At 58.5% G+C, this 18,290-nt stretch carries 16 protein-coding genes; 11 read left to right on the top strand and 5 right to left on the bottom strand.

Features of this window, described 5'->3' with window-relative positions; translation table 11 throughout:
* The first annotated feature begins 73 nt into the window (after nt 1–73).
* The 5 genes from dusB (at nt 74) to ntrX (ending at nt 7,318) form a co-directional block, all read left to right on the top strand.
* Entirely contained in the window at nt 74–1,057 is a 984-nt protein-coding gene (gene dusB / locus AC2FJF_RS03705) for a tRNA dihydrouridine synthase DusB (RefSeq protein WP_496723054.1), read from the top strand.
* Nucleotides 1,054–2,118: a two-component system sensor histidine kinase NtrB gene (locus tag AC2FJF_RS03700; RefSeq protein ID WP_496696576.1), complete on the top strand. Its 1,065-nt coding sequence runs from the start codon at nt 1,054–1,056 to the stop codon at nt 2,116–2,118. Before dusB ends, AC2FJF_RS03700 begins: the two co-directional genes overlap by 4 nt.
* Nucleotides 2,119–2,156: 38 nt before the next feature.
* The gene (locus tag AC2FJF_RS03695) at nt 2,157–3,524 is read left to right on the top strand and encodes a response regulator (RefSeq protein ID WP_496723053.1); all 1,368 of its coding nucleotides are present in this window, start codon (nt 2,157–2,159) and stop codon (nt 3,522–3,524) included.
* 99 nt (nt 3,525–3,623) lie between these two features.
* Nucleotides 3,624–5,912, top strand: coding sequence for a sensor histidine kinase NtrY-like (locus AC2FJF_RS03690; protein ID WP_496723052.1), 2,289 nt, complete (start codon nt 3,624–3,626; stop codon nt 5,910–5,912).
* A complete protein-coding gene (gene ntrX, locus AC2FJF_RS03685) occupies nt 5,909–7,318 on the top strand; it encodes a nitrogen assimilation response regulator NtrX (RefSeq protein ID WP_496723050.1) in 1,410 nt (469 codons plus the stop codon). The genes AC2FJF_RS03690 and ntrX overlap by 4 nt, the downstream gene beginning before the upstream one ends.
* Nucleotides 7,319–7,330: 12 nt before the next feature.
* Here ntrX and AC2FJF_RS03680 read toward each other — a convergent pair whose 3' ends face one another.
* Nucleotides 7,331–7,813: a hypothetical protein gene (locus AC2FJF_RS03680; RefSeq protein WP_496721695.1), complete on the bottom strand. Its 483-nt coding sequence runs from the start codon at nt 7,811–7,813 to the stop codon at nt 7,331–7,333.
* 96 nt (nt 7,814–7,909) lie between these two features.
* Between AC2FJF_RS03680 and trkA the strand changes: the two genes are divergently transcribed.
* The 5 genes from trkA to AC2FJF_RS03655 all read left to right on the top strand — a co-directional run bounded on the left by trkA (nt 7,910) and on the right by AC2FJF_RS03655 (nt 12,764).
* Entirely contained in the window at nt 7,910–9,286 is a 1,377-nt protein-coding gene (trkA, locus tag AC2FJF_RS03675; protein WP_109311769.1) for a Trk system potassium transporter TrkA, read from the top strand.
* Nucleotides 9,286–10,824 (top strand): TrkH family potassium uptake protein, encoded by a 1,539-nt coding sequence (locus AC2FJF_RS03670; RefSeq protein ID WP_496723048.1) that lies wholly within the window; start codon nt 9,286–9,288, stop codon nt 10,822–10,824. Before trkA ends, AC2FJF_RS03670 begins: the two co-directional genes overlap by 1 nt.
* A gap of 126 nt (nt 10,825–10,950) precedes the next feature.
* The gene (gene hfq, locus AC2FJF_RS03665) at nt 10,951–11,190 is read left to right on the top strand and encodes an RNA chaperone Hfq (RefSeq protein WP_005982826.1); all 240 of its coding nucleotides are present in this window, start codon (nt 10,951–10,953) and stop codon (nt 11,188–11,190) included.
* Nucleotides 11,190–12,461: a GTPase HflX gene (hflX, locus tag AC2FJF_RS03660; protein WP_108858469.1), complete on the top strand. Its 1,272-nt coding sequence runs from the start codon at nt 11,190–11,192 to the stop codon at nt 12,459–12,461. Before hfq ends, hflX begins: the two co-directional genes overlap by 1 nt.
* Before the next feature lie 18 nt (nt 12,462–12,479).
* Nucleotides 12,480–12,764, top strand: coding sequence for a putative quinol monooxygenase (locus tag AC2FJF_RS03655; RefSeq protein WP_496723046.1), 285 nt, complete (start codon nt 12,480–12,482; stop codon nt 12,762–12,764).
* Between the two features lie 12 nt (nt 12,765–12,776).
* Here the strand turns inward: AC2FJF_RS03655 and AC2FJF_RS03650 are convergent, their stop codons facing one another.
* The 4 genes from AC2FJF_RS03650 to hemB all read right to left on the bottom strand — a co-directional run bounded on the left by AC2FJF_RS03650 (nt 12,777) and on the right by hemB (nt 17,629).
* Nucleotides 12,777–13,172, bottom strand: a complete 396-nt coding sequence (locus AC2FJF_RS03650) for an SgcJ/EcaC family oxidoreductase (protein WP_496723044.1) — start codon at nt 13,170–13,172, stop codon at nt 12,777–12,779.
* A gap of 107 nt (nt 13,173–13,279) precedes the next feature.
* Nucleotides 13,280–15,742, bottom strand: a complete 2,463-nt coding sequence (locus tag AC2FJF_RS03645) for a penicillin acylase family protein (protein ID WP_496723042.1) — start codon at nt 15,740–15,742, stop codon at nt 13,280–13,282.
* 173 nt (nt 15,743–15,915) lie between these two features.
* Complete coding sequence (locus tag AC2FJF_RS03640) at nt 15,916–16,488, bottom strand: lipid-binding SYLF domain-containing protein (protein ID WP_058271789.1); 573 nt, start codon at nt 16,486–16,488, stop codon at nt 15,916–15,918.
* 142 nt (nt 16,489–16,630) lie between these two features.
* Nucleotides 16,631–17,629 carry a porphobilinogen synthase gene (gene hemB, locus AC2FJF_RS03635; protein WP_496723039.1) on the bottom strand — a complete coding sequence of 333 codons (999 nt, stop codon included), beginning with the start codon at nt 17,627–17,629 and terminating at the stop codon, nt 16,631–16,633.
* Nucleotides 17,630–17,748: 119 nt separating this feature from the next.
* On the opposite strand from hemB, the gene AC2FJF_RS03630 reads away from it, so the two are divergent.
* Nucleotides 17,749–18,276, top strand: a complete 528-nt coding sequence (locus AC2FJF_RS03630; protein ID WP_496723037.1) for a component of SufBCD complex — start codon at nt 17,749–17,751, stop codon at nt 18,274–18,276.
* Nucleotides 18,277–18,290 lie beyond the last annotated feature (14 nt).

Below are 18,290 nucleotides of genomic sequence, written 5' to 3'. Positions count from 1 at the left end.
GTTTCCTGCCGTTTTGTTGTTCATATGCGCGGAATTCGATATCTAAGTCGCAACTGCCCAAGGATTAAGCACGTTGACCCTGCACCTCGCCGACAAAACCTTAAATCCGCCGGTCATGCTGGCCCCGATGGCCGGGATCACCGATCGACCGTTCCGCGATCTGGTGATGCGCTTTGGCGCGGGCATGGTCGTCAGCGAAATGGTCGCCAGTCAGGAAATGGTTCAGGCCAAACCGGGCGTGCGGGAACGGGCCGAGCTGTCTGCTGACGTTGAAAACACCGCTGTTCAACTTGCCGGGCGCGAGGCGCATTGGATGGCCGAGGCTGCGCGTCAGGTGGCCGATCGTGGCGCGCGGGTGATCGACATCAATATGGGCTGCCCGGCAAAGAAGGTGACGAATGGCTATTCCGGTTCGGCGCTGCTTAAGACACCGGATCACGCGCTGACACTGATTGAGGCCGTGGTCGAGGCTGTCGACATTCCGGTCACTTTGAAAACTCGTCTGGGTTGGGACCACAACTTGCTGAACGCACCGGATGTGGCGCGCCGGGCGCAGGGTGCGGGCATCCAACTGGTCACAATCCACGGGCGGACGCGGTGCCAGTTCTACAAAGGACGCGCGGACTGGCAAGCGATCCGGGCAGTGAAAGAGTCGGTCTCGATCCCCGTCATCGCGAACGGGGATATCGTGAATTCTGACGCGGCACGCACTGCTTTGGACCAGTCAGGCTCTGATGGCGTCATGGTTGGGCGTGGGGCGCAGGGTAAGCCTTGGCTGCTGGCCCAGATGTGCCACGACTTGTATGGCGCACAAGCGCCGGTCATCCCCGCCAATGGCGACCTGATCGACATGGTGCGCGGTCATTATGAGGCGATGTTGGACTTTTACGGCACCGATCTGGGGCTGCGCGTGGCACGTAAACATCTCGGCTGGTACATGGATGAGGCCGCGACCCCGGCAACCTTGCGCCGTGCGGTTTTGACCTCGCGGGATACCACCGAGGTGCTGCGTCTGTTGGGCGATGCCCTGCACAGCGACGCAGAGGCCGCAGCATGACCTCGGACCAAAACATCTGGGCCTCGCTGCCGGTTCCGGCTTTCATCATTGATGCCGATGACCGGATCACAGATGTGAATTCCGCCGGGGAGGGGTTCCTGAATGCGTCCCGCAATGCAGTCATCGGTCACCCGGTCTGGGACCAGATCGCCGTGGATGCCCCACTGGAAGAAGCGTTTTTGCGCGCACGCCAACAGGGCACACCGCTTTTCGTGAACGATGTGGATGTGGGGTCAGGCAATCGGGCGCCGCTGCAATGCGCTTTGCAAATTGCGCCGCTGCTTGGGCATCCGGGGTCGATGATCATGACCATGTCCCCACGCGAACTGGCGGGGCGGATGACACGGGGCAACACGGTAAAATCTGCGGCGCAATCGGCGATTGGCATGGCGGAAATGCTGGCACATGAAATCAAGAACCCATTGGCGGGGATCACCGGGGCTGCGCAGCTTCTGAGCATGAATATCAGTCAGCAAGACCTTGAACTTACAGATCTTATCGTTGCTGAAAGCCGCCGAATAGTGAAGCTGTTAGAGCAAGTCGAGCAATTTGGGAACCTGACCCAGCCAGATTTCAAACCAGTCAATATCCACGACGTTCTGGACCGTGCGCGGCGCTCAGCGCTGTTGGGCTTTGGCGCGCATATGACGATTATCGAGGATTACGACCCCTCGTTGCCGCTGGCCTATGGTGACCCGGATCAACTTTTGCAGGTGGTGCTGAACCTGCTCAAAAATGCATCCGAGGCGTCCCCCAAAGGCGGGACAATCCGCCTGCGGACGTATTTCGAACATTCCTTCCGCCTGCGCCGCAGCGACGGTTCGGGGCATTCTTTGCCCCTGCAGATTGAAATCATCGATGACGGCCCGGGGCTACCGGACAAGATCCGCAGCGACATTTTCGATCCGTTTGTGTCGGGCAGGGAAAACGGCACCGGTCTTGGGCTGGCGCTGGTCAGCAAAATCATCTCGGACCACGACGGCTGGATCTTGGCTGAGTCGGTTCCGGGACACACCGTATTCCGACTGTCGCTCAGGCGCGCACCGCGCGACGCGACCTGAGATGGACAACCGGGCAGAGATAGTAAGGAGAGCACCTGATGGATGGCACAGTACTGGTCGCAGATGACGATCGCACAATCCGAACCGTACTGACTCAGGCCCTGACGCGGGCCGGGTGCAAGGTTCATGCGACATCCTCGCTGACCACCCTGATGCGCTGGGTCGGCGAGGGCAAAGGAGACGTTGTAATCTCGGACGTGGTTATGCCGGATGGCAACGGGCTGGAGATGTTGCCAAAAATCGCGCAGGATCGTCCGGGGCTGCCGGTCATCGTGATCTCGGCGCAGAACACGATTATGACCGCCATTCAAGCGGCCGAGGCGGATGCATATGACTATCTGCCCAAGCCCTTTGATCTGCCAGACCTGATGAAGCGGACCGCACGGGCCTTGGAGCAAAAGCAACGCGTGCAGGCGGATGCGGTCGTACCTGCCGAAGACCGTCCTGAGGAGCTGCCGCTGGTCGGGCGCACTCCGGGGATGCAGGCGCTGTATCGCCTTGTGGCACGTGTGATGAATACCGATCTTTCTGTCATGATTTCCGGTGAAAGTGGCACCGGCAAGTCCTTGATAGCGCGAGCTATTCATGATTTTTCGGACCGGCGCACGCTGCCCTTCGTCACTGCGACCGCTGGTGATCTGCGTGACCTCGAGGGACCTGCGCGCATTATGGCCAGGGTACGGGGCGGCACCCTGTTGATCGACGAGATCGCTGATATCGAAGATGAGGTCCAGGCACGTATTGTCCGGATGATGGACACGCCCGGCGATCATCTTCCGCGTTTTATGGCGACCAGCCAATCGGACCTGACCGAAGCGATGGAAAGCGGGCGGGTGCGTCAGGATCTGTATTATCGACTGTGCGGTGCGACGATCCACGTGCCAGCGCTGCGCGAGCGGGTGGACGATATCACCCTGCTGGTTGATCACTTCCTTGCCCGCGAAGAACGGGAGCATGGCACAAAGCGCTGGCTCAGCTCCGAGGCCGTAGAACTGGTCCGAAGGTATTCCTGGCCCGGTAATGTACGACAGTTGGAAAACGCGATCCGACGTTTAAGCCTGACCAGCCGGGCCGAAGAAATATCGAAAGCCGAGGTTGAGATGGTTTTGGGCAGTCAGCCCGAAGCGGAACCGATTCTTGGTGACGGCGAAAGGGAGAAACTCTCGGCCTCTGTGGCCCGTCATTTGCGTCGCTATTTCGATCTGCACGGCAATTTGTTGCCACCTCCGGGCCTGTATCAGCGCATCCTGCGCGAGGTTGAGGGCCCCTTGATCGAGCAGGCACTGGACGCAACCGGCGGAAATCAGGCGAAATGTGCGGATTTGCTGGGGATCAACAGGAATACGCTGCGCAAAAAAATCACCGATCTCGATATTCAGGTGACACGCCGACGCAAACTGATGTAATATCGCCACACAAAGCGTGGCATCCGGGTACAAGCCCGGCAACGACCACGAGATATGGCGGTACGTCGCGTAAGCGGCACATCAGGATGAGGGCAGACGGTGGCAACCCGAGCACAGAGCGGGCTGATCCTATCGATTGATCGGTGGCGGAAATCCCGAAAGCTGCGCAATTTTAGCACCTTGGGGCTGGTCCTTCTGGGGCCAATTCTGGCGTTGGCCACGTATCTGGTCATCGGTCCGTTTGATTTGGGTTCGGCAGCGCCTACGCTGCGGCTGATTCTGCTGGCCGATCTGGTCTATGTGCTGGTCGTTGCAGCACTTGTTCTGGGGCAGGTGTTCAGCCTGATCGCTGCACGCCGTGCAAAATCTGCCGGATCTCGTCTGCACCTGCGGCTGATCGGTGCGTTCACCTTGCTGGCCCTGGTGCCGACAGTGACCGTCGCGATCTTTGCCGGCCTGACGGTAAATATCGGGCTTGAGGGATGGTTTTCGGATCGGGTCCGTCAGGTTGTCGGATCATCCCTGTCCGCCGCCGAGGCCTATGAGCTTGAGCACCGCGGCGGCCTGACACAGGACGCTATCGTTCTTTCCCGATTCCTCGACAATGCGCGAACGCTGGACTTCTACATCTCGGACGCAGAACTGCGCGAGGTTCTGGCACAGGGACAATCGCAGATTCAACGGGGCTTGCGCGAGGCCTATGTCATTGATGGCAGTGGCGAAATCAAATCTCGTGGCGACAGGTCCTACCTGTTCAATTATGAACCGCCGACACCGGAGCAGATGGTTGAAGCAACCGACAGTGGCCTTCTGATCATTGCCGATTGGCAAAACAACGAATTCCGCGCGCTGGTGCCGTTACAGGCTTATCTGGACCGATATCTGTATGTTAGCCGCGAGGTGGATGGCGAGCTTCTGAAATTGCTGGATGACACCAAGGAAACGGTCCAATTCTACCAACAACTTGAAAGTGAAAGGGGCCGGGTTCTTTTTGAGTTCGGGCTCTTGTACCTGGGTTTTGCAGTTATTCTGATCCTTGCCGCGATGTCTTTGGGGATGTGGTTCGCTGAACGCCTGTCGCGCCCGGTTGGCCGTCTGACAACCGCGGCACAAAGGGTCGGCGCCGGGGATCTGAGCGTTCAGGTCATCGAAGAGGCCAGCGATGACGAAATCGCCATGTTAGGTCGTTATTTCAATCAGATGACACGGCAACTTAAAGGGCAGCGCGAAACGTTGTTGGAAAACACGCGTCAAATCGAACGCCGCCGCCGCCTGTTTGATTCCGTGCTCAGCTCGGTGACTTCGGGCGTGGTTGGCGTCGACTCGGATGGATGTGTCACTTTCGTAAACCGCTCGGCCGAGCGTCTTCTGGACTGGTCGCGCGGTGAAGAACAATTGGCTATCGGCATCGCGGTTCCCGAATTTCTTCCCTTGTTCGAAAATCTAAAAGCCAGCGGTCAAGAGGCCGTACAGGGTGAGGTTAAGGTCACGCGCAAGGGGCGGTTGGAAAACTTGCTCGTGCGCATGGCGATCCGGCGCGGTGAGGATGGCGGTTTGGAAGGCTACGTGGTGGCCTTTGATGACGTGACCGATCTGGTCAGTGCACAGCGCATGGCGGCCTGGGGCGATGTGGCCCGCCGTATTGCCCATGAGATCAAGAACCCGCTAACGCCGATCCAGCTCAGCGCGGAACGGATCAAGCGCAAATTCTCGCGCAAACTGAACGAAGAGGATTGTGACAGCCTTGAATCCATGACCGATGTGATCGTGCGGCAGACCAACGATCTGCGGCGGATCGTGGACGAGTTTTCGAAATTCGCGCGGATGCCCGAACCGGTTCGGCGTGAGGAAGACGTTGTTAACTTGGTGCGCGAAGCCGTGTTGTTGCAGCAAGCCGGACAGCCGGACGTTCAGATCGACGCGACGTTGCCAGACAACCCCATCCTGGCAGATGTCGATGCGACGATGTTGAACCAGGCGTTGACGAACCTGATAAAGAACGCGGGTGAGGCCATTGAAACACTGAAGAAAAAAGGCCCGCCTGATAATTTGAAGCCACAGATCAAAGTGGACATTTCCAACGATGATCCGGGGACGGTCATTACAATAGCGGACAATGGCATTGGGTTGCCCGAAGATCGGGCGCGGTTATTTGAACCCTATGTCACCACGCGCGACGAAGGCACGGGGCTGGGCCTGCCCATCGTCAAGAAAATCATAGAAGAACATGGCGGAGCGCTGACTTTGGAAGACGCGCCCGTTTTCGACGGGCAGGACCATTTCGGTGCGATGGCCGTGATCCGTTTGCCAGGGGGCAATATTTCCCAGACCGCAGCGCCACAAAAGCAGGCAATTCATACTAACAAACTGAAAGCAGGCCAAAGATGAGCGACATTCTGATCGTAGATGACGAACGCGATATTCGCGAACTGGTGTCCGACATTCTGGAGGACGAAGGCTATTCAACCCGACTGGCGGCAAACTCGGACGAGTGTATGTCGTCGATCAATTCCGAGCCGCCGGGTCTGTTGATCCTTGATATCTGGCTGAAAGACAGCCGTATGGACGGGATCGATATCCTGAAGTCGGTGAAACGCGACAACCCTGACGTGCCGGTGGTGATCATTTCCGGTCACGGCAACATCGAGATTGCTGTGGCGGCGATCAAGCAGGGCGCTTACGACTTTATCGAAAAGCCGTTCAACATCGACCAGTTGATGGTGGTGATCCGCCGCGCCATGGAAACCTCGCGCCTGCGTCGCGAAAATGCGTCGCTCAAGCGGCGTGAGGTCACCAACTCGGACATGATCGGCAAATCGGCCGCGTTCCGGGCGATGCAGAGCCAGCTGGACAAGGTCACCAAGTCGAACGGCCGCGTGATGCTGAGCGGGCCAGCCGGGTCGGGCAAAGAGATTGCCGCGCGTTATATCCACGCCCATTCCAACCGCGCCAACGCGCCATTTGTCACCGTCAACTGCGCCGGGGTCGAACCAGAGCGCGTCGAAGAAGTGCTATTCGGGCGCGAGTCATCGGAACGTGGGATCGAATCCGGCTTGCTGGAAGAGGCTCATGGCGGCGTGATCTACTTTGACGAAGTGGCCGACATGCCCTTGGGTACGCAGTCCAAGATTCTGCGGGTTCTGGTCGACCAGCAATTCCAACGGGTAGGCGGGTCTGACAAGGTGCGAGTGGATCTGAGGGTCATCTCGTCGACAAATCGCGATCTTGATGCCGAAATCGAAGCTGACCGGTTCCGCGAAGAGCTGTATCACCGCCTGAACGTTGTGCCGATCGCCGTGCCTTCGATGGAGGACCGTCGCGAGGATATTCCGGTTCTGGCGCAGCATTTCATCGAAATGTGTAACGAAACCCAAGGCTTACCGATTCGCGAAATCTCGGAAGAGGCGGTGGCATTGTTGCAGACCATGACCTGGCCCGGCAATGTGCGTCAGCTGAAGAACCTGATCGAGCGTGTCCTGATCCTGGGCGATGGAACAGGCCCGATCGAAGCCCGCGAATTGCCAACCGAAGAAGAGAAAACCGACGACTCGGGCCGCGTGGTTTTGTCCGGTGCGCTGGCAACGCTGCCGCTGCGGGAAGCGCGGGAGGCGTTCGAACGTGAGTACCTGCTGACCCAGATCAACCGTTTCGGTGGCAATATCAGCCGAACCGCCAGCTTTGTGGGCATGGAACGCAGCGCGCTGCACCGCAAGCTGAAATCGCTTGGTGTTGTGACCTCGAACAAATCCGGGGCGCGGGTGGCGCAGATCGACGAACCAGAACCGGCGGAGTAATCCGCCGGGGCTTTACCCTGCCTGACCCGGGGTGATGATCTGAAACGAGCCGTCGTCGAATTTCACATAGCAGGATTGGGTTCCCAGCGGCGGCAGTTTCGTTGTGCGCGCAGGTGGAACCTGAGACTTTACGCTCTGTTTGCAGGGTGGCAGGCTGATCGGACGAAAGCCTTTTTTGGCCATGCATTGGGCCTCGACCTGATTGCGCAGACCGGCATTCACGTCGACCGTATACACGCGCCCGGGTTCCCACCAACCAGGCGAGCGATAGCAGTGCCCCCGGTTGTCGCAATAAGTGCGTCCCGGCCAGTATGTGGGCGGGCTTTGCCGCACCTGATTAGCCACGGGAACGTCATTTACCGCCTTAACCTGACATTGCGTGGTCTCGGACTGCGCGCGCGACACGCTTTCACCTTCGCGGTAGTACAGCGAAAGTGGGCCGCTGCATGCGGACAGGACGGTCAGAGGAATTAGTAAGTGAAGCACTGATTTCATAGGGTTATCTTGCCCCAGCTTCGCCCGAATGACAATTCAATTGACCGCTTTGGGGGCATCTGTCATTCAAGGATTTCAGGCAGAAGGGCCAGAAACATGAAGGTCATCATTTGCGGTGCCGGTCAGGTCGGCTGGCAGATCGCACGTCACTTGTCGGGCGAACTGAATGACGTAACGGTGGTGGACAACAATCCCGATCTGGTGCGCCGGGCGACGGAAACGCTGGATGTTCAGGGGATTGCCGGATTTGCCAGCTATCCTGACGTGCTGGAACGCGCAGGCGCGCGGGATGCCGATATGATCATCGCGGCGACCCATTCGGACGAGGTGAATATGGTCACCTGCCAGATGGCGCATTCGATCTTTTCCATCCAGCGCAAGATCGCGCGGTTGCGGGCTAAATCGTATTTGCAGGCGATCCATTCGGATCTGTTCCGTCGTGACCACTTGCCCATCGACGTCGTGATCAGCCCTGAACGCGAAGTCGCAGCTGCTGCCATGCGCCGCCTTTCGGCCCCGTCCGCCTTTGATACTGAGATGTTCATGGATGGGCAGGCGCAGCTGTTGGGCATCCGTATTGACGAAGATTGCCCCATCGTGAACACGCCATTGCGGCAGCTCACGGACCTGTTTTCGACGCTCAGCTCAATCGTTGTCGGTGTTCGGCGGGATGGAACGCTGTTTGCGCCTGAATCCGAAGATCAGCTATTTGTCGGCGACGAATGCTATGTCTTTACCAATGTCAAAGACGTGGACCGCACAATGGAGGTTTTCGGCAAGACCCACAAAAAGCAGGACCGCGTCGTGATCGTTGGTGGCGGCAATGTCGGGTTGGAAGTGGCCCGGACGTTGGAAGAGCGTGAAAGCCGCGTGCGCGCCAAGGTGATCGAGCGTGATCGCCAAAGCGCTGAAATAGCCGCCGAAACACTGGAACGGACGATTGTCCTGAATGGCGACGGGCTGGATGCCGCTTTGTTGCGCGAGGCCGGGATCGAGCGCGCCGACGCGATGTTGGCGGTCACCGATGACGACCGTGCCAACATGCTGGCTGCGGTGCGGGCCAAGGCCGAAGGTTGTGCCTTGGCAATTGCCTTGATCAATGATCCCAGCATGGTTGCCCTGATGGGCCCACTGGGGATCGACGCCTATATCAACCCGCGTGCAACCACAGTCAGCTCGATCCTGCGCCATATTCGCCACGGGCGGGTGCGGCAGGTGTATTCTATCGGGGATGCCGAGGCGGAAGTGATCGAGGCCGAGGTGCTGTCGACCTCGCCCATGGCAGGACAGAAGCTGCGGGATATCGATTTTCCCGAAGGCGTTCTGGTGGGTGCTGTACGAAAAGGCGATGAGCTTTTGCGCCCGACAGGCAGCCTGCGGATCGACGAAAAGGACGTGGTGGCAATCTTTGCGATGGCCAAGGACGTGCCCGAGGTCGAGCGCCTGATGCAGGTTTCAATTGATTTCTTCTGATGGCGCGCGCTCTGAGACAACAGATCACTTTGATACAGCGATTGCCGCTGTTTCTGTTGATCTCGGGAATCGCTGCGTTGTCGATGTGGATTCCAGCGATTTACGCGCTGGCCTTGGATGATCACGACACGTCGCGATCCTTTTTCTATTCCGGCCTTCTGGGACTGTTCGTGGTATCCACGATCGCTGTGGCAGCATCAAACCGGGTGCCGCGACGTGGGACGCTTGGGCAACTGGCCGTGTTGCTGGGGTGTTTTACCGTTCTGCCGCTGTTTCTGGCGATTCCGCTGCATGATGCCTTGGGCAACACCACCTTTTTGAATGCGTATTTTGATATGGTCAGTGCTGTGACCACCACCGGTGCAGATCTGTTTCCGGACCCGGATCGCCTGACCGCACCTCTACACCTGTGGCGTGCTTTGGTCGGCTGGATGGGCGGCTTGCTGATGTGGATTGCTGCCGCTGCAATTCTGGCGCCCTTGTCGCTGGGCGGGTTCGAGATTACGGCGCGCGGCCAGCCCGGTCGCCCGGTGTCGGGCGTCGCACAAAGCGAAGAGGTCGACCCCCGCGGCCGTCTGATCCGTGTGACCCGGACCTTGACACCAGTCTATACCGGTCTGACCTCAACCATTTGGATATTGCTACTGATCGCTGGCGAAAACGGTTTGACTGCCGTGTGTCACGCCATGTCAACCATGGCCACGTCGGGGATATCTCCGGTCGGCGGGCTGGAGGGGGCGCAGGCAGGCATAACGGGCGAGGCGATCCTGTTTCTGTTCCTGTTCTTCGCTTTGTCGCGGCTGACGTTTTCGACCGATACGGCGACCACAGGTTATTCCCGGCTGGACCAAGACCCCGAATTCCGGATTGGCTTGATGATTGTGGTTGTCGTCGCGGCACTGTTGTTCGCGCGCGTCTGGGCCGGCGTTCTGGAAATTGGCAATCAGTTGGAACCGCTTCAGGCACTTAGCGTGATCTGGGGTATGATCTTTACGGCGTTGTCTTTCCTGACCACAGCCGGATTCGAAAGCGCCAACTGGAACGATGCGCAGCAATTGTCCGGCCTTGGCACTCCCGGGCTGATCCTGATGGGTCTCGCCCTGATCGGAGGCGGGGTGGCCACAACGGCGGGCGGGGTCAAACTGCTGCGGGTCTTTGCCCTGTACCTCAATGGCGCGCGCGAGATTGATCGGTTGATCTATCCCTCATCCGTTAGTGGCATTGGCGGCGGTAACCGTCGCATTCAAAGCGACGGGGCCTTTATCGCCTGGATATTCCTGATGATGTTCGCCCTGACCGCAGCACTGTTCAATCTGCTGCTGGCCGCGATGGGGTCGGGGTTTGAACAGGCCATGGTCCTCAGTGTTGCCGCGCTCAGCACCACCGGGCCGTTGATCGAACTGGCCACCGATGTCCCCATCCGTCTGGTCGATTTGCCCTGGGGTGCAAAGCTGACCATGTGTGCGGCGATGGTGATCGGGCGACTGGAAACATTGGCGATCATTGCGCTGATTACGCCAACCCTCTGGCGAGACTAAGAATCCTCACCTTTGCCGACACCTTATTTTTCATCTGGAATATCGGTTAACGACACTCCATACTCTGCCAGAGGGAGCGCGTTGGTCCGCAGCGCGTAGCAAGAACAATGGCGAGATTATAATAATATGGCTTCGGACAGACAGAATCTGCAGGACGCGTTCCTGAATAATGTACGGAAAGCAAAGGTCCCGGTCACAATTTTCCTGATCAACGGTGTGAAATTGCAGGGTGTCATCACCTGGTTCGACAATTTCTGCGTATTGTTGCGCCGCGACGGACAGTCGCAGCTGGTCTACAAACACGCAATTTCAACGATCATGCCGTCGCAGCCGATCAACCTGTATGAGGGCGAAGACGCCTCTTGATGGAACATGACAGGACGCGCACCCGGGCTTGGGTGCTGCATCCGGAAATCAAATCAGATGAACAGCGCCGTGTCCCTGGACCGGCGCTGGAAGAGGCGGTGGCGCTGGCTGCCGCTTTGCCCGATCTGGATGTGATCGGGTCCGATATTGTGCGCCTGCCGCGTGCCCAGCCGGGGCTTTTGTTCGGGACCGGCAAGATCGAAGAATTGGGCGAACGATTTCATGACGCCGAGGTCGAGCTGGTTCTGATCGACGGGCCGGTTACCCCTGTTCAGCAACGCAATCTGGAAAAAGCGTGGAAGGTCAAAATCCTCGACCGGACCGGGTTGATTTTGGAGATTTTCAGCGACCGCGCGCGTACTCGTGAAGGTGTGCTGCAGGTCGAGATGGCCGCGCTCAGCTATCAGCGTACGCGTCTGGTGCGCGCCTGGACCCACCTTGAACGTCAGCGGGGTGGATTGGGGTTTGTCGGTGGTCCCGGTGAAACCCAGATCGAGGCTGACCGAAGGGCGATCGACGATCAGCTTGTGCGCCTGCGCCGTCAATTGCAGAAGGTGATCAAGACCCGGACCTTGCACCGTGCTGCTCGGGCAAAGGTGCCGTATCCGATTGTTGCGCTGGTGGGCTATACGAACGCCGGTAAATCAACTTTGTTCAATCGCCTCACCGGGGCCGAGGTAATGGCAAAGGACATGCTGTTTGCCACGCTGGATCCGACCATGCGGCGGGTTGAACTGCCCGATGGTCCCGAGGTGATTCTATCGGACACGGTGGGGTTCATTTCGAACTTGCCGACCGAACTGGTCGCGGCCTTCCGCGCCACACTTGAAGAGGTTTTGGGCGCAGATATCGTCGTGCATGTGCGCGACATCAGCCATGAAGACACCGAGGCACAAGCCCGGGATGTCGAGACCATTTTGACCTCGTTGGGCGTAGATGACGAACGCCCCCGGCTTGAGGTCTGGAACAAGATCGACCTGTTGAACGAAGATGAGCGCGAGGCCACGTTTGCCCGGGCCGACCGCGACCCGTCGATCTTTGCCATTTCTGCCGTGACGGGCGAAGGCATCGAACCTTTGTTGGCCGAGATCGCGGTTAATTTGCAAGGGGTTCGGCACGAAACGGTACTGACGCTGGCATTTGCCGAAGGCAACAAGCGTGCATGGCTGTTCCGTCAGGACGTTGTTCAATCCGAAGAGCAGACGGATGACGGATTTCAGATCACCGTATTGTGGACCGACAAACAGGCGGCGCAGTTCGCCGCGCTTTGATCGATAAGTGAGGTCACGATGGTAGAATCTAAGGTGGTTCTGCATGGTCATATTTCCGTGCCTGTCGACCGGATCACGCAGGTGCGGGAGGCTTTGCCGGACCACATCGCCCAGACGCGGGCCGAGCCGGGGTGCATCTCATTCGATGTGACAGAAGACGCGGATATTCCCGGTCGCTTCAACGTGCGTGAAATTTTTGAGAACCAAGCGGCCTTTGACGCGCATCAGGCGCGCACCAAAGCCTCGATCTGGTTCCCGGTGACAGAAGGCATTTCGCGCGACTATCAGATCACGCGCGTTTAGGCGGGGCGTCCGCTACTGCCCGTCTATCTGGCGCTGATAGTCGTCTGCATCGAACCAGAAAAGCGAAGATTGGACTTCGTTGTCTTCGGTCAGCTCCCATTCTTCCCAACCACGTGTGACCACGTGGTTGCCGGTCTCGGAATGATGACCTTCCAGTGTCCAGACAAAAATGGCGTGTGGCCCGGCCCAACGCAACATGTCGCAACGCACTTCCAGATCAGGGAAGTTGATGTGGAATCCGCGCGCCATGTCTGCGACGGCGGCACGGCCGACAGTTGGTTCACCCCGGTTAATTGTGATCTGTCCGTCGGGCGCAAAAAAGCTGGCAACTGCCTCTGGGTCGCCCGAACTCCATGCGATTGCGTAATCGCGCGCGAGATTGTTCATCATATCCCGAAAACTGGCCATCTTTACCCCCGGTTCCGAATGGTCGGTCAACAGATCGTAGGCGAAAACACCGGTACGCGTCCACGGCGGGGTAGAAAAGGGGCAAGGTCCTGCCGAAGTGGTGGAAGTCAGCGCGGGATCAGATTGGTCACACCGACCGCTGCAGCCCGGGCCAGATCCATGTCCAGCGACATCGGGATGTATTCGCCCCGCCGCCAAAGCTGGGCCTGATCGTCGTAGTAGCGCGACAGGAAATGCCCCGACTGACCTGTGGCCGTGATAAAGACCGAACTGTTGGGATCAGCAAAATCATAGACACCGCGATATCCCGCACCGTGCACGTTTTGGAAAGGGTTGGGCCCTTCGCCTGATGTCCGTCCGCGCAGTAGGGTGTTGTCGCCGCCGCTGGTGGATTGGCGGATGTTGACGAAGAACCGCAGAATGGGAACCGTGCCCAGAACCGGGTGGTCATGCGTGGCCTGATGGGCGTCTCCCCAGCGCAGCGATTCCAGCGAACCACCGTATTTCTCGCTGATCCAGATCAGCGCGTCGTCCAGCGCCAACCGGGCCATGTCGGTGCAGGTTTCCACTGGCGCGCTCTGGCGCACGTCGCACCAGACCGAGGCGCCGTCGATATCGCGGTAGACCCGTTCGATGAACAGCGGTTCAACATGTTTGTATTCGGCAGCCAACGGCCCCAACTCGTCCGAGATCAGTCGGATCTGCAACGCGCGCAACCATGCGGCATAGATCAGCGGTTCGGGCAGGTGTTCATTCATCTCACCGTTCCATTCGGCCAGCAAGGCCAGCGCGACCTGACGCTGGCGTTCAGGTGTGCCGTCGGGCGCAGAGGCTCCGGTGAACCAAAGATCGGCGCCGATCAGCGGCAGAAGCGAGCGGGCGGTAAAGCTGACGGTATCAAGCTGCGCTTCGATAAAGCTGTCGCGGGTGTGAACCTCGCGCGATTGCATAAGGCGTTCCCAACGGTGCACGCGCTGCGTATCACCCCATTCATACGAGACATGGTCGGGGAAGGGGCGGTCGATGATCTTGTTGTTTGTATTGCCCAAAATCCCCCCTGCCGGAGCCACGAACTCGGGGTTGTTCGCATAGGGCAAACGTCCTTGCCACGAATTCTCGGCCAGCCAACCGGGCGTTGGGATACGGCCGCGGCTTTGGTTGCGAAGGTCTCGGCTTGGCATTGCGCCGATTAGTTTCATGCCGATCGTGTCCTTGTCGACCAGCGACAGGTTTTGCGAGGGCGCAATGAACAGCTCGGCCACATCGATGGCTTCGCGCACACTGTCCGAATTCATCAAGGCCATCGACGCTGTCATCGACGTGTCACGCGGGCTGAGCGCCGTCCAGGACAACGACGCGACGTGTCCGGGCGGGGTGATCGTTTCCAGATCGTAGTGGCTGCCGGGCAAGACGGGTCCGTTCTCGGTCCAGCGCAGGGTCAGTGTGATTGGGGCTTCATCTTTAATCTCGATGATTGAGGGGCGCGAGCGGAACTGTTTATAACCTTCGGGCGACAGGTATTCTTCTGAGTTTTCAGGGTTCAGCTGTTCGATGTGAACATCCTGATCGTCTAGGTAAGACGACGTCAGACCCCAGCCCAGCCGGTCACTGCGGCCCGTCATGATCGCGGGAACGCCTGGAATGGTTGCACCGATGACACCGCCTTTGGCAAGCTCCAGCCGTGCCAGGTACCAAATGCCCGGTGCGGTCAGGCCCAGATGAGGGTCGTTGGCCAGCAGGGTGCCCCCGATCGCCGAACGCGAAGGCGCGGCGGACCACGCGTTCGACGCCCCGGCCAAGCCGCGTTTAGGGAATGGTGACAGCGGCGAGTCTGGCATCGGCGTGCCTTCGGCATAGCGCGGTAGTTCTGGGAACAAAGACGCATATTCCGGCAGCGCCGCGATGCCCGCACCCGGCACATCTGGCAGGATATCGGCCAGCCGCTGAGGATCGTTCAGCATCAGGGATGTGCGGGCGCGCAGGACCTCATCTTTCAAATGGCCGGACAGTTGCAAGCTCATCAGTTTGATGATCGCAATGCTGTCGCCGGGCTGCCACGGCGAAACAGATGCGTTGAACAGAAACATCTCGGGCGCGCCGCGTCCCAATGCGTTCTCATTGATCTCGTCCAGCCGGGCATTTACGCCCGCAGAATAAGCGCGCAGCGCAGCTTTGGTGTAATCGTCCTGCACCTCGACCGAGCGGTGGGCAAGACTGTACAAGTCAAAACGGCGCAAGAGCTTGTCGATGGGGACAGTGCGCTTGCCAAACACTTCGGATAAACGGCCCTGCGCCGTGCGACGCATCACGGTCATCTGCCACAGGCGATCCTGCGCATGGGCATAGCCTAGGCCAAAGAACACGTCCGGGTCGCTTTCGGCCAGAATATGCGGAACATTGGCGGTGTCGCGCACGATCTCGACCGGGGCGCGCAGCCCGTTGACTTCGACGGTCTGATCATAATCCGGCAGGGACTGGCTGGCCAGAAAGTAGACAAGGCCCACAGCCGCAACGGCCAACAGGATCAGGCCCGTAGCAATCCGTACCAGCCAGCGAAAGACAAGACCCATGAACGCCCCATATCCCCATAAGAAATTATTGGCTGAACCCTACTGGAAGGACCGGGCAACCGAAAGAGGAACGCCGCGCGAACGTTGAGTTAACATGTTGAGATGAATAACCCCGCCATATGGTTTTGAACATGTGGCGGGGTTCGTGGCAAAGGGGGGGGTGGTATTCTGTATCAGGGGATGATGCGCGTGTACTTGGTGCCTTCGACGGTCGCGCCGAATTTCAGACCAGCCTGTCCGAAAACGGCGGCCAACACTGGCTTACGCAATTGGGTTGTGTCGGTCGAGAGCGAGTCGCCGGTGGCATCGACGACATAGCCGATATCCGCACCCGCCGTCCAACCGCTGGAGCGGCGGAAGTCATCCAGCGCGTCCTGCGTCATGAAGAACAGGACGTGCGCATATTGTTGCGCGCCGATCTGCAGACCAGCACTGCCGGATAGGGCCGAGTAATAGTCTACCGTTGCACCGTTAATGCGCAGCGCGCCCTGGCCATATGCGCCGCCAAAGATGAACCCGGCCTCGGTGATCAGGGGCATCACCAGCATGCCGTCGGCTTTATTGGCGATCTCGACGGTGTTGGGGTACTTGCTGAACATTTCGTTCAACGTCACGTTTACACGGGCGTCGATCTGGGCCGCATTGGAATTGCCTACACCGTTTCCGCATGCTGCGGTCAGTGTGAGCCCGGCCATGCCAAGCGCAAAGCCACGACGGTTTAGTCGGGGAGAGTTGGAACTGCTCATGTTTTTTTCTCTGTATAAACTGCCTGAAGTGTCGGGTGTTCCCGATCTTGTGTGCAAGAATACGCCGATTGCGTCCGTGTGTCACGGGAAAGCTGATCCAACAGCGTTCACAATCGGCGAAAAGTCGCGACCGTCCGGGGTTTTAGCCCTGAAGGATGCGTGCGACCTGCGGTGCAAAGTAGGTCAGGATTCCATCGCAGCCTGCGCGCTTGAAGGCCAGCAGGCTTTCCAGCATGACCTTCTCACCATCAATCCAGCCGTTCTGCGCCGCAGCCTGTACCATCGCGTATTCACCGGACACCTGATAGGCGTATGTGGGCGCGCCAAACGTGTCTTTCACGCGCCGACAGATATCCAGATATGGCATCCCCGGCTTGATCATGATCATGTCGGCACCTTCGGTCAGATCTCGTTCGATCAGGCGCAGCGCCTCATTCGAATTGGCCGGATCCATCTGATAGGTCTTCTTGTCACCGGTCAGCGCACCTGACGCGCCTACTGCATCGCGGAAGGGACCATAGAATGCGCTGGCATATTTGGCGGCATAGCTGAGGATCATCACGTTGTGGTGCCCCGCAGTCTCAAGCGCGCGACGCATCGCACCGATGCGGCCATCCATCATGTCTGAGGGACCAATGATGTCGGCGCCGGCCTCAGCCTGCGCCAGTGTCATTTTGACCAGCGCCTCGACAGTCTGATCGTTCACAATCTCGCCATCGACGACGTAGCCGTCATGGCCATTGATGTTATAGGGATCCAACGCCACGTCGGTCATCACGGCAATATCAGGGGCTGCAGATTTGATTGCCCGAATGGCCCGGTTTGACAGGTTGTCGGGGTTCCACGCCTCGGCGCAATCTTCGGTTTTTAGATTGGGATCGGTGTAGGGAAAGATGCAGATCGCCGGGATGCCCATAGCCTGTGCCTCGACTGCGGCCTTTGCGATCAGATCGACCGAGCGCCGCACAACGCCGGGCATCGAAGGTACGGGTTCTTCAATGCCTTCACCATCGCGCACAAAAACCGGCCAGATCAGATCGTCTGTCGTCAGCGCGTTTTCCCGCACCAACCCACGAATGGCGCCGGATTGGCGCGCCCGGCGAAATCGCGTAAGGGGGTAGGGGGCGATGGTCGGTTTCATGTCGCGCTCTCCTTGAATAATCGTGCATTGGGTGGCATGAATTCCCGATGGTCTCAAGGGTAACATTGGACGCGCCTGCGCGAAGAACGCCCCAAGGACAATGAACAAAGGGCTGATGCGTGGATTTGCACTCTTCGATTTTCGAACTCATCGACATGCGCAGCTTTTCGAATCTGTGGTACTGGATCGTGCTGGCGGTGCTCTGGTCGTCGGCCAGCCACTGGGCGATGGGGGTTCCCTACGATCTGCTTGTACGTGCCCGTCGTGTTGGCGGACAGTCCGAACAGGACCTGCTGGATATCGTTCGGATCAATGGGAACAGGCTGCTTTACATCGTTGATATGTCAGGCCTGGTTATTCTTGCTTTATGCTGTTTCTTTTTTACCGGGCTTGCGATGTTGGGTTTCTACTATGGCGTTGAATTTGCACAGGCCGTGTTTTTGTTGCTGTTCCCCGTGAGTTTGGTGATGCTGATCAACATTCGCGCCGCGCGCAAGTTGCAAGGCATCGAGCCGGTGCTCGGAAGCGTGTCAAAGATCCTTGTACGCTGCAGGATTTACACCCAGATCATTGGCATGATCTCAATTGTCATCACGTCACTTTGGGGTATGTACCAGAACGTCTCGATCGGCGTTCTCGGGGGATGAAAACCAGAAAGGCA

Source organism: Ruegeria sp. CDSB013 (assembly GCF_059611165.1).
This window is presented reverse-complemented; position numbering and strand designations above follow the sequence as displayed.

What these genes read in the sequence shown, in the direction of transcription:
- AC2FJF_RS03700 (WP_496696576.1), top strand. Translation starts at nt 1,054, where the DNA reads ATGACCTCGGACCAAAACATCTGGGCCTCGCTGCCGGTTCCGGCTTTC.
- AC2FJF_RS03695 (WP_496723053.1), top strand. Translation starts at nt 2,157, where the DNA reads ATGGATGGCACAGTACTGGTCGCAGATGACGATCGCACAATCCGAACC.
- ntrX (WP_496723050.1), top strand. Translation starts at nt 5,909, where the DNA reads ATGAGCGACATTCTGATCGTAGATGACGAACGCGATATTCGCGAACTG.
- AC2FJF_RS03680 (WP_496721695.1), bottom strand. Translation starts at nt 7,813, where the DNA reads ATGAAATCAGTGCTTCACTTACTAATTCCTCTGACCGTCCTGTCCGCA.
- trkA (WP_109311769.1), top strand. Translation starts at nt 7,910, where the DNA reads ATGAAGGTCATCATTTGCGGTGCCGGTCAGGTCGGCTGGCAGATCGCA.
- AC2FJF_RS03670 (WP_496723048.1), top strand. Translation starts at nt 9,286, where the DNA reads ATGGCGCGCGCTCTGAGACAACAGATCACTTTGATACAGCGATTGCCG.
- hfq (WP_005982826.1), top strand. Translation starts at nt 10,951, where the DNA reads ATGGCTTCGGACAGACAGAATCTGCAGGACGCGTTCCTGAATAATGTA.
- hflX (WP_108858469.1), top strand. Translation starts at nt 11,190, where the DNA reads ATGGAACATGACAGGACGCGCACCCGGGCTTGGGTGCTGCATCCGGAA.
- AC2FJF_RS03655 (WP_496723046.1), top strand. Translation starts at nt 12,480, where the DNA reads ATGGTAGAATCTAAGGTGGTTCTGCATGGTCATATTTCCGTGCCTGTC.
- AC2FJF_RS03650 (WP_496723044.1), bottom strand. Translation starts at nt 13,172, where the DNA reads ATGGCCAGTTTTCGGGATATGATGAACAATCTCGCGCGCGATTACGCA.
- AC2FJF_RS03645 (WP_496723042.1), bottom strand. Translation starts at nt 15,742, where the DNA reads ATGGGTCTTGTCTTTCGCTGGCTGGTACGGATTGCTACGGGCCTGATC.
- AC2FJF_RS03640 (WP_058271789.1), bottom strand. Translation starts at nt 16,488, where the DNA reads ATGAGCAGTTCCAACTCTCCCCGACTAAACCGTCGTGGCTTTGCGCTT.
- hemB (WP_496723039.1), bottom strand. Translation starts at nt 17,629, where the DNA reads ATGAAACCGACCATCGCCCCCTACCCCCTTACGCGATTTCGCCGGGCG.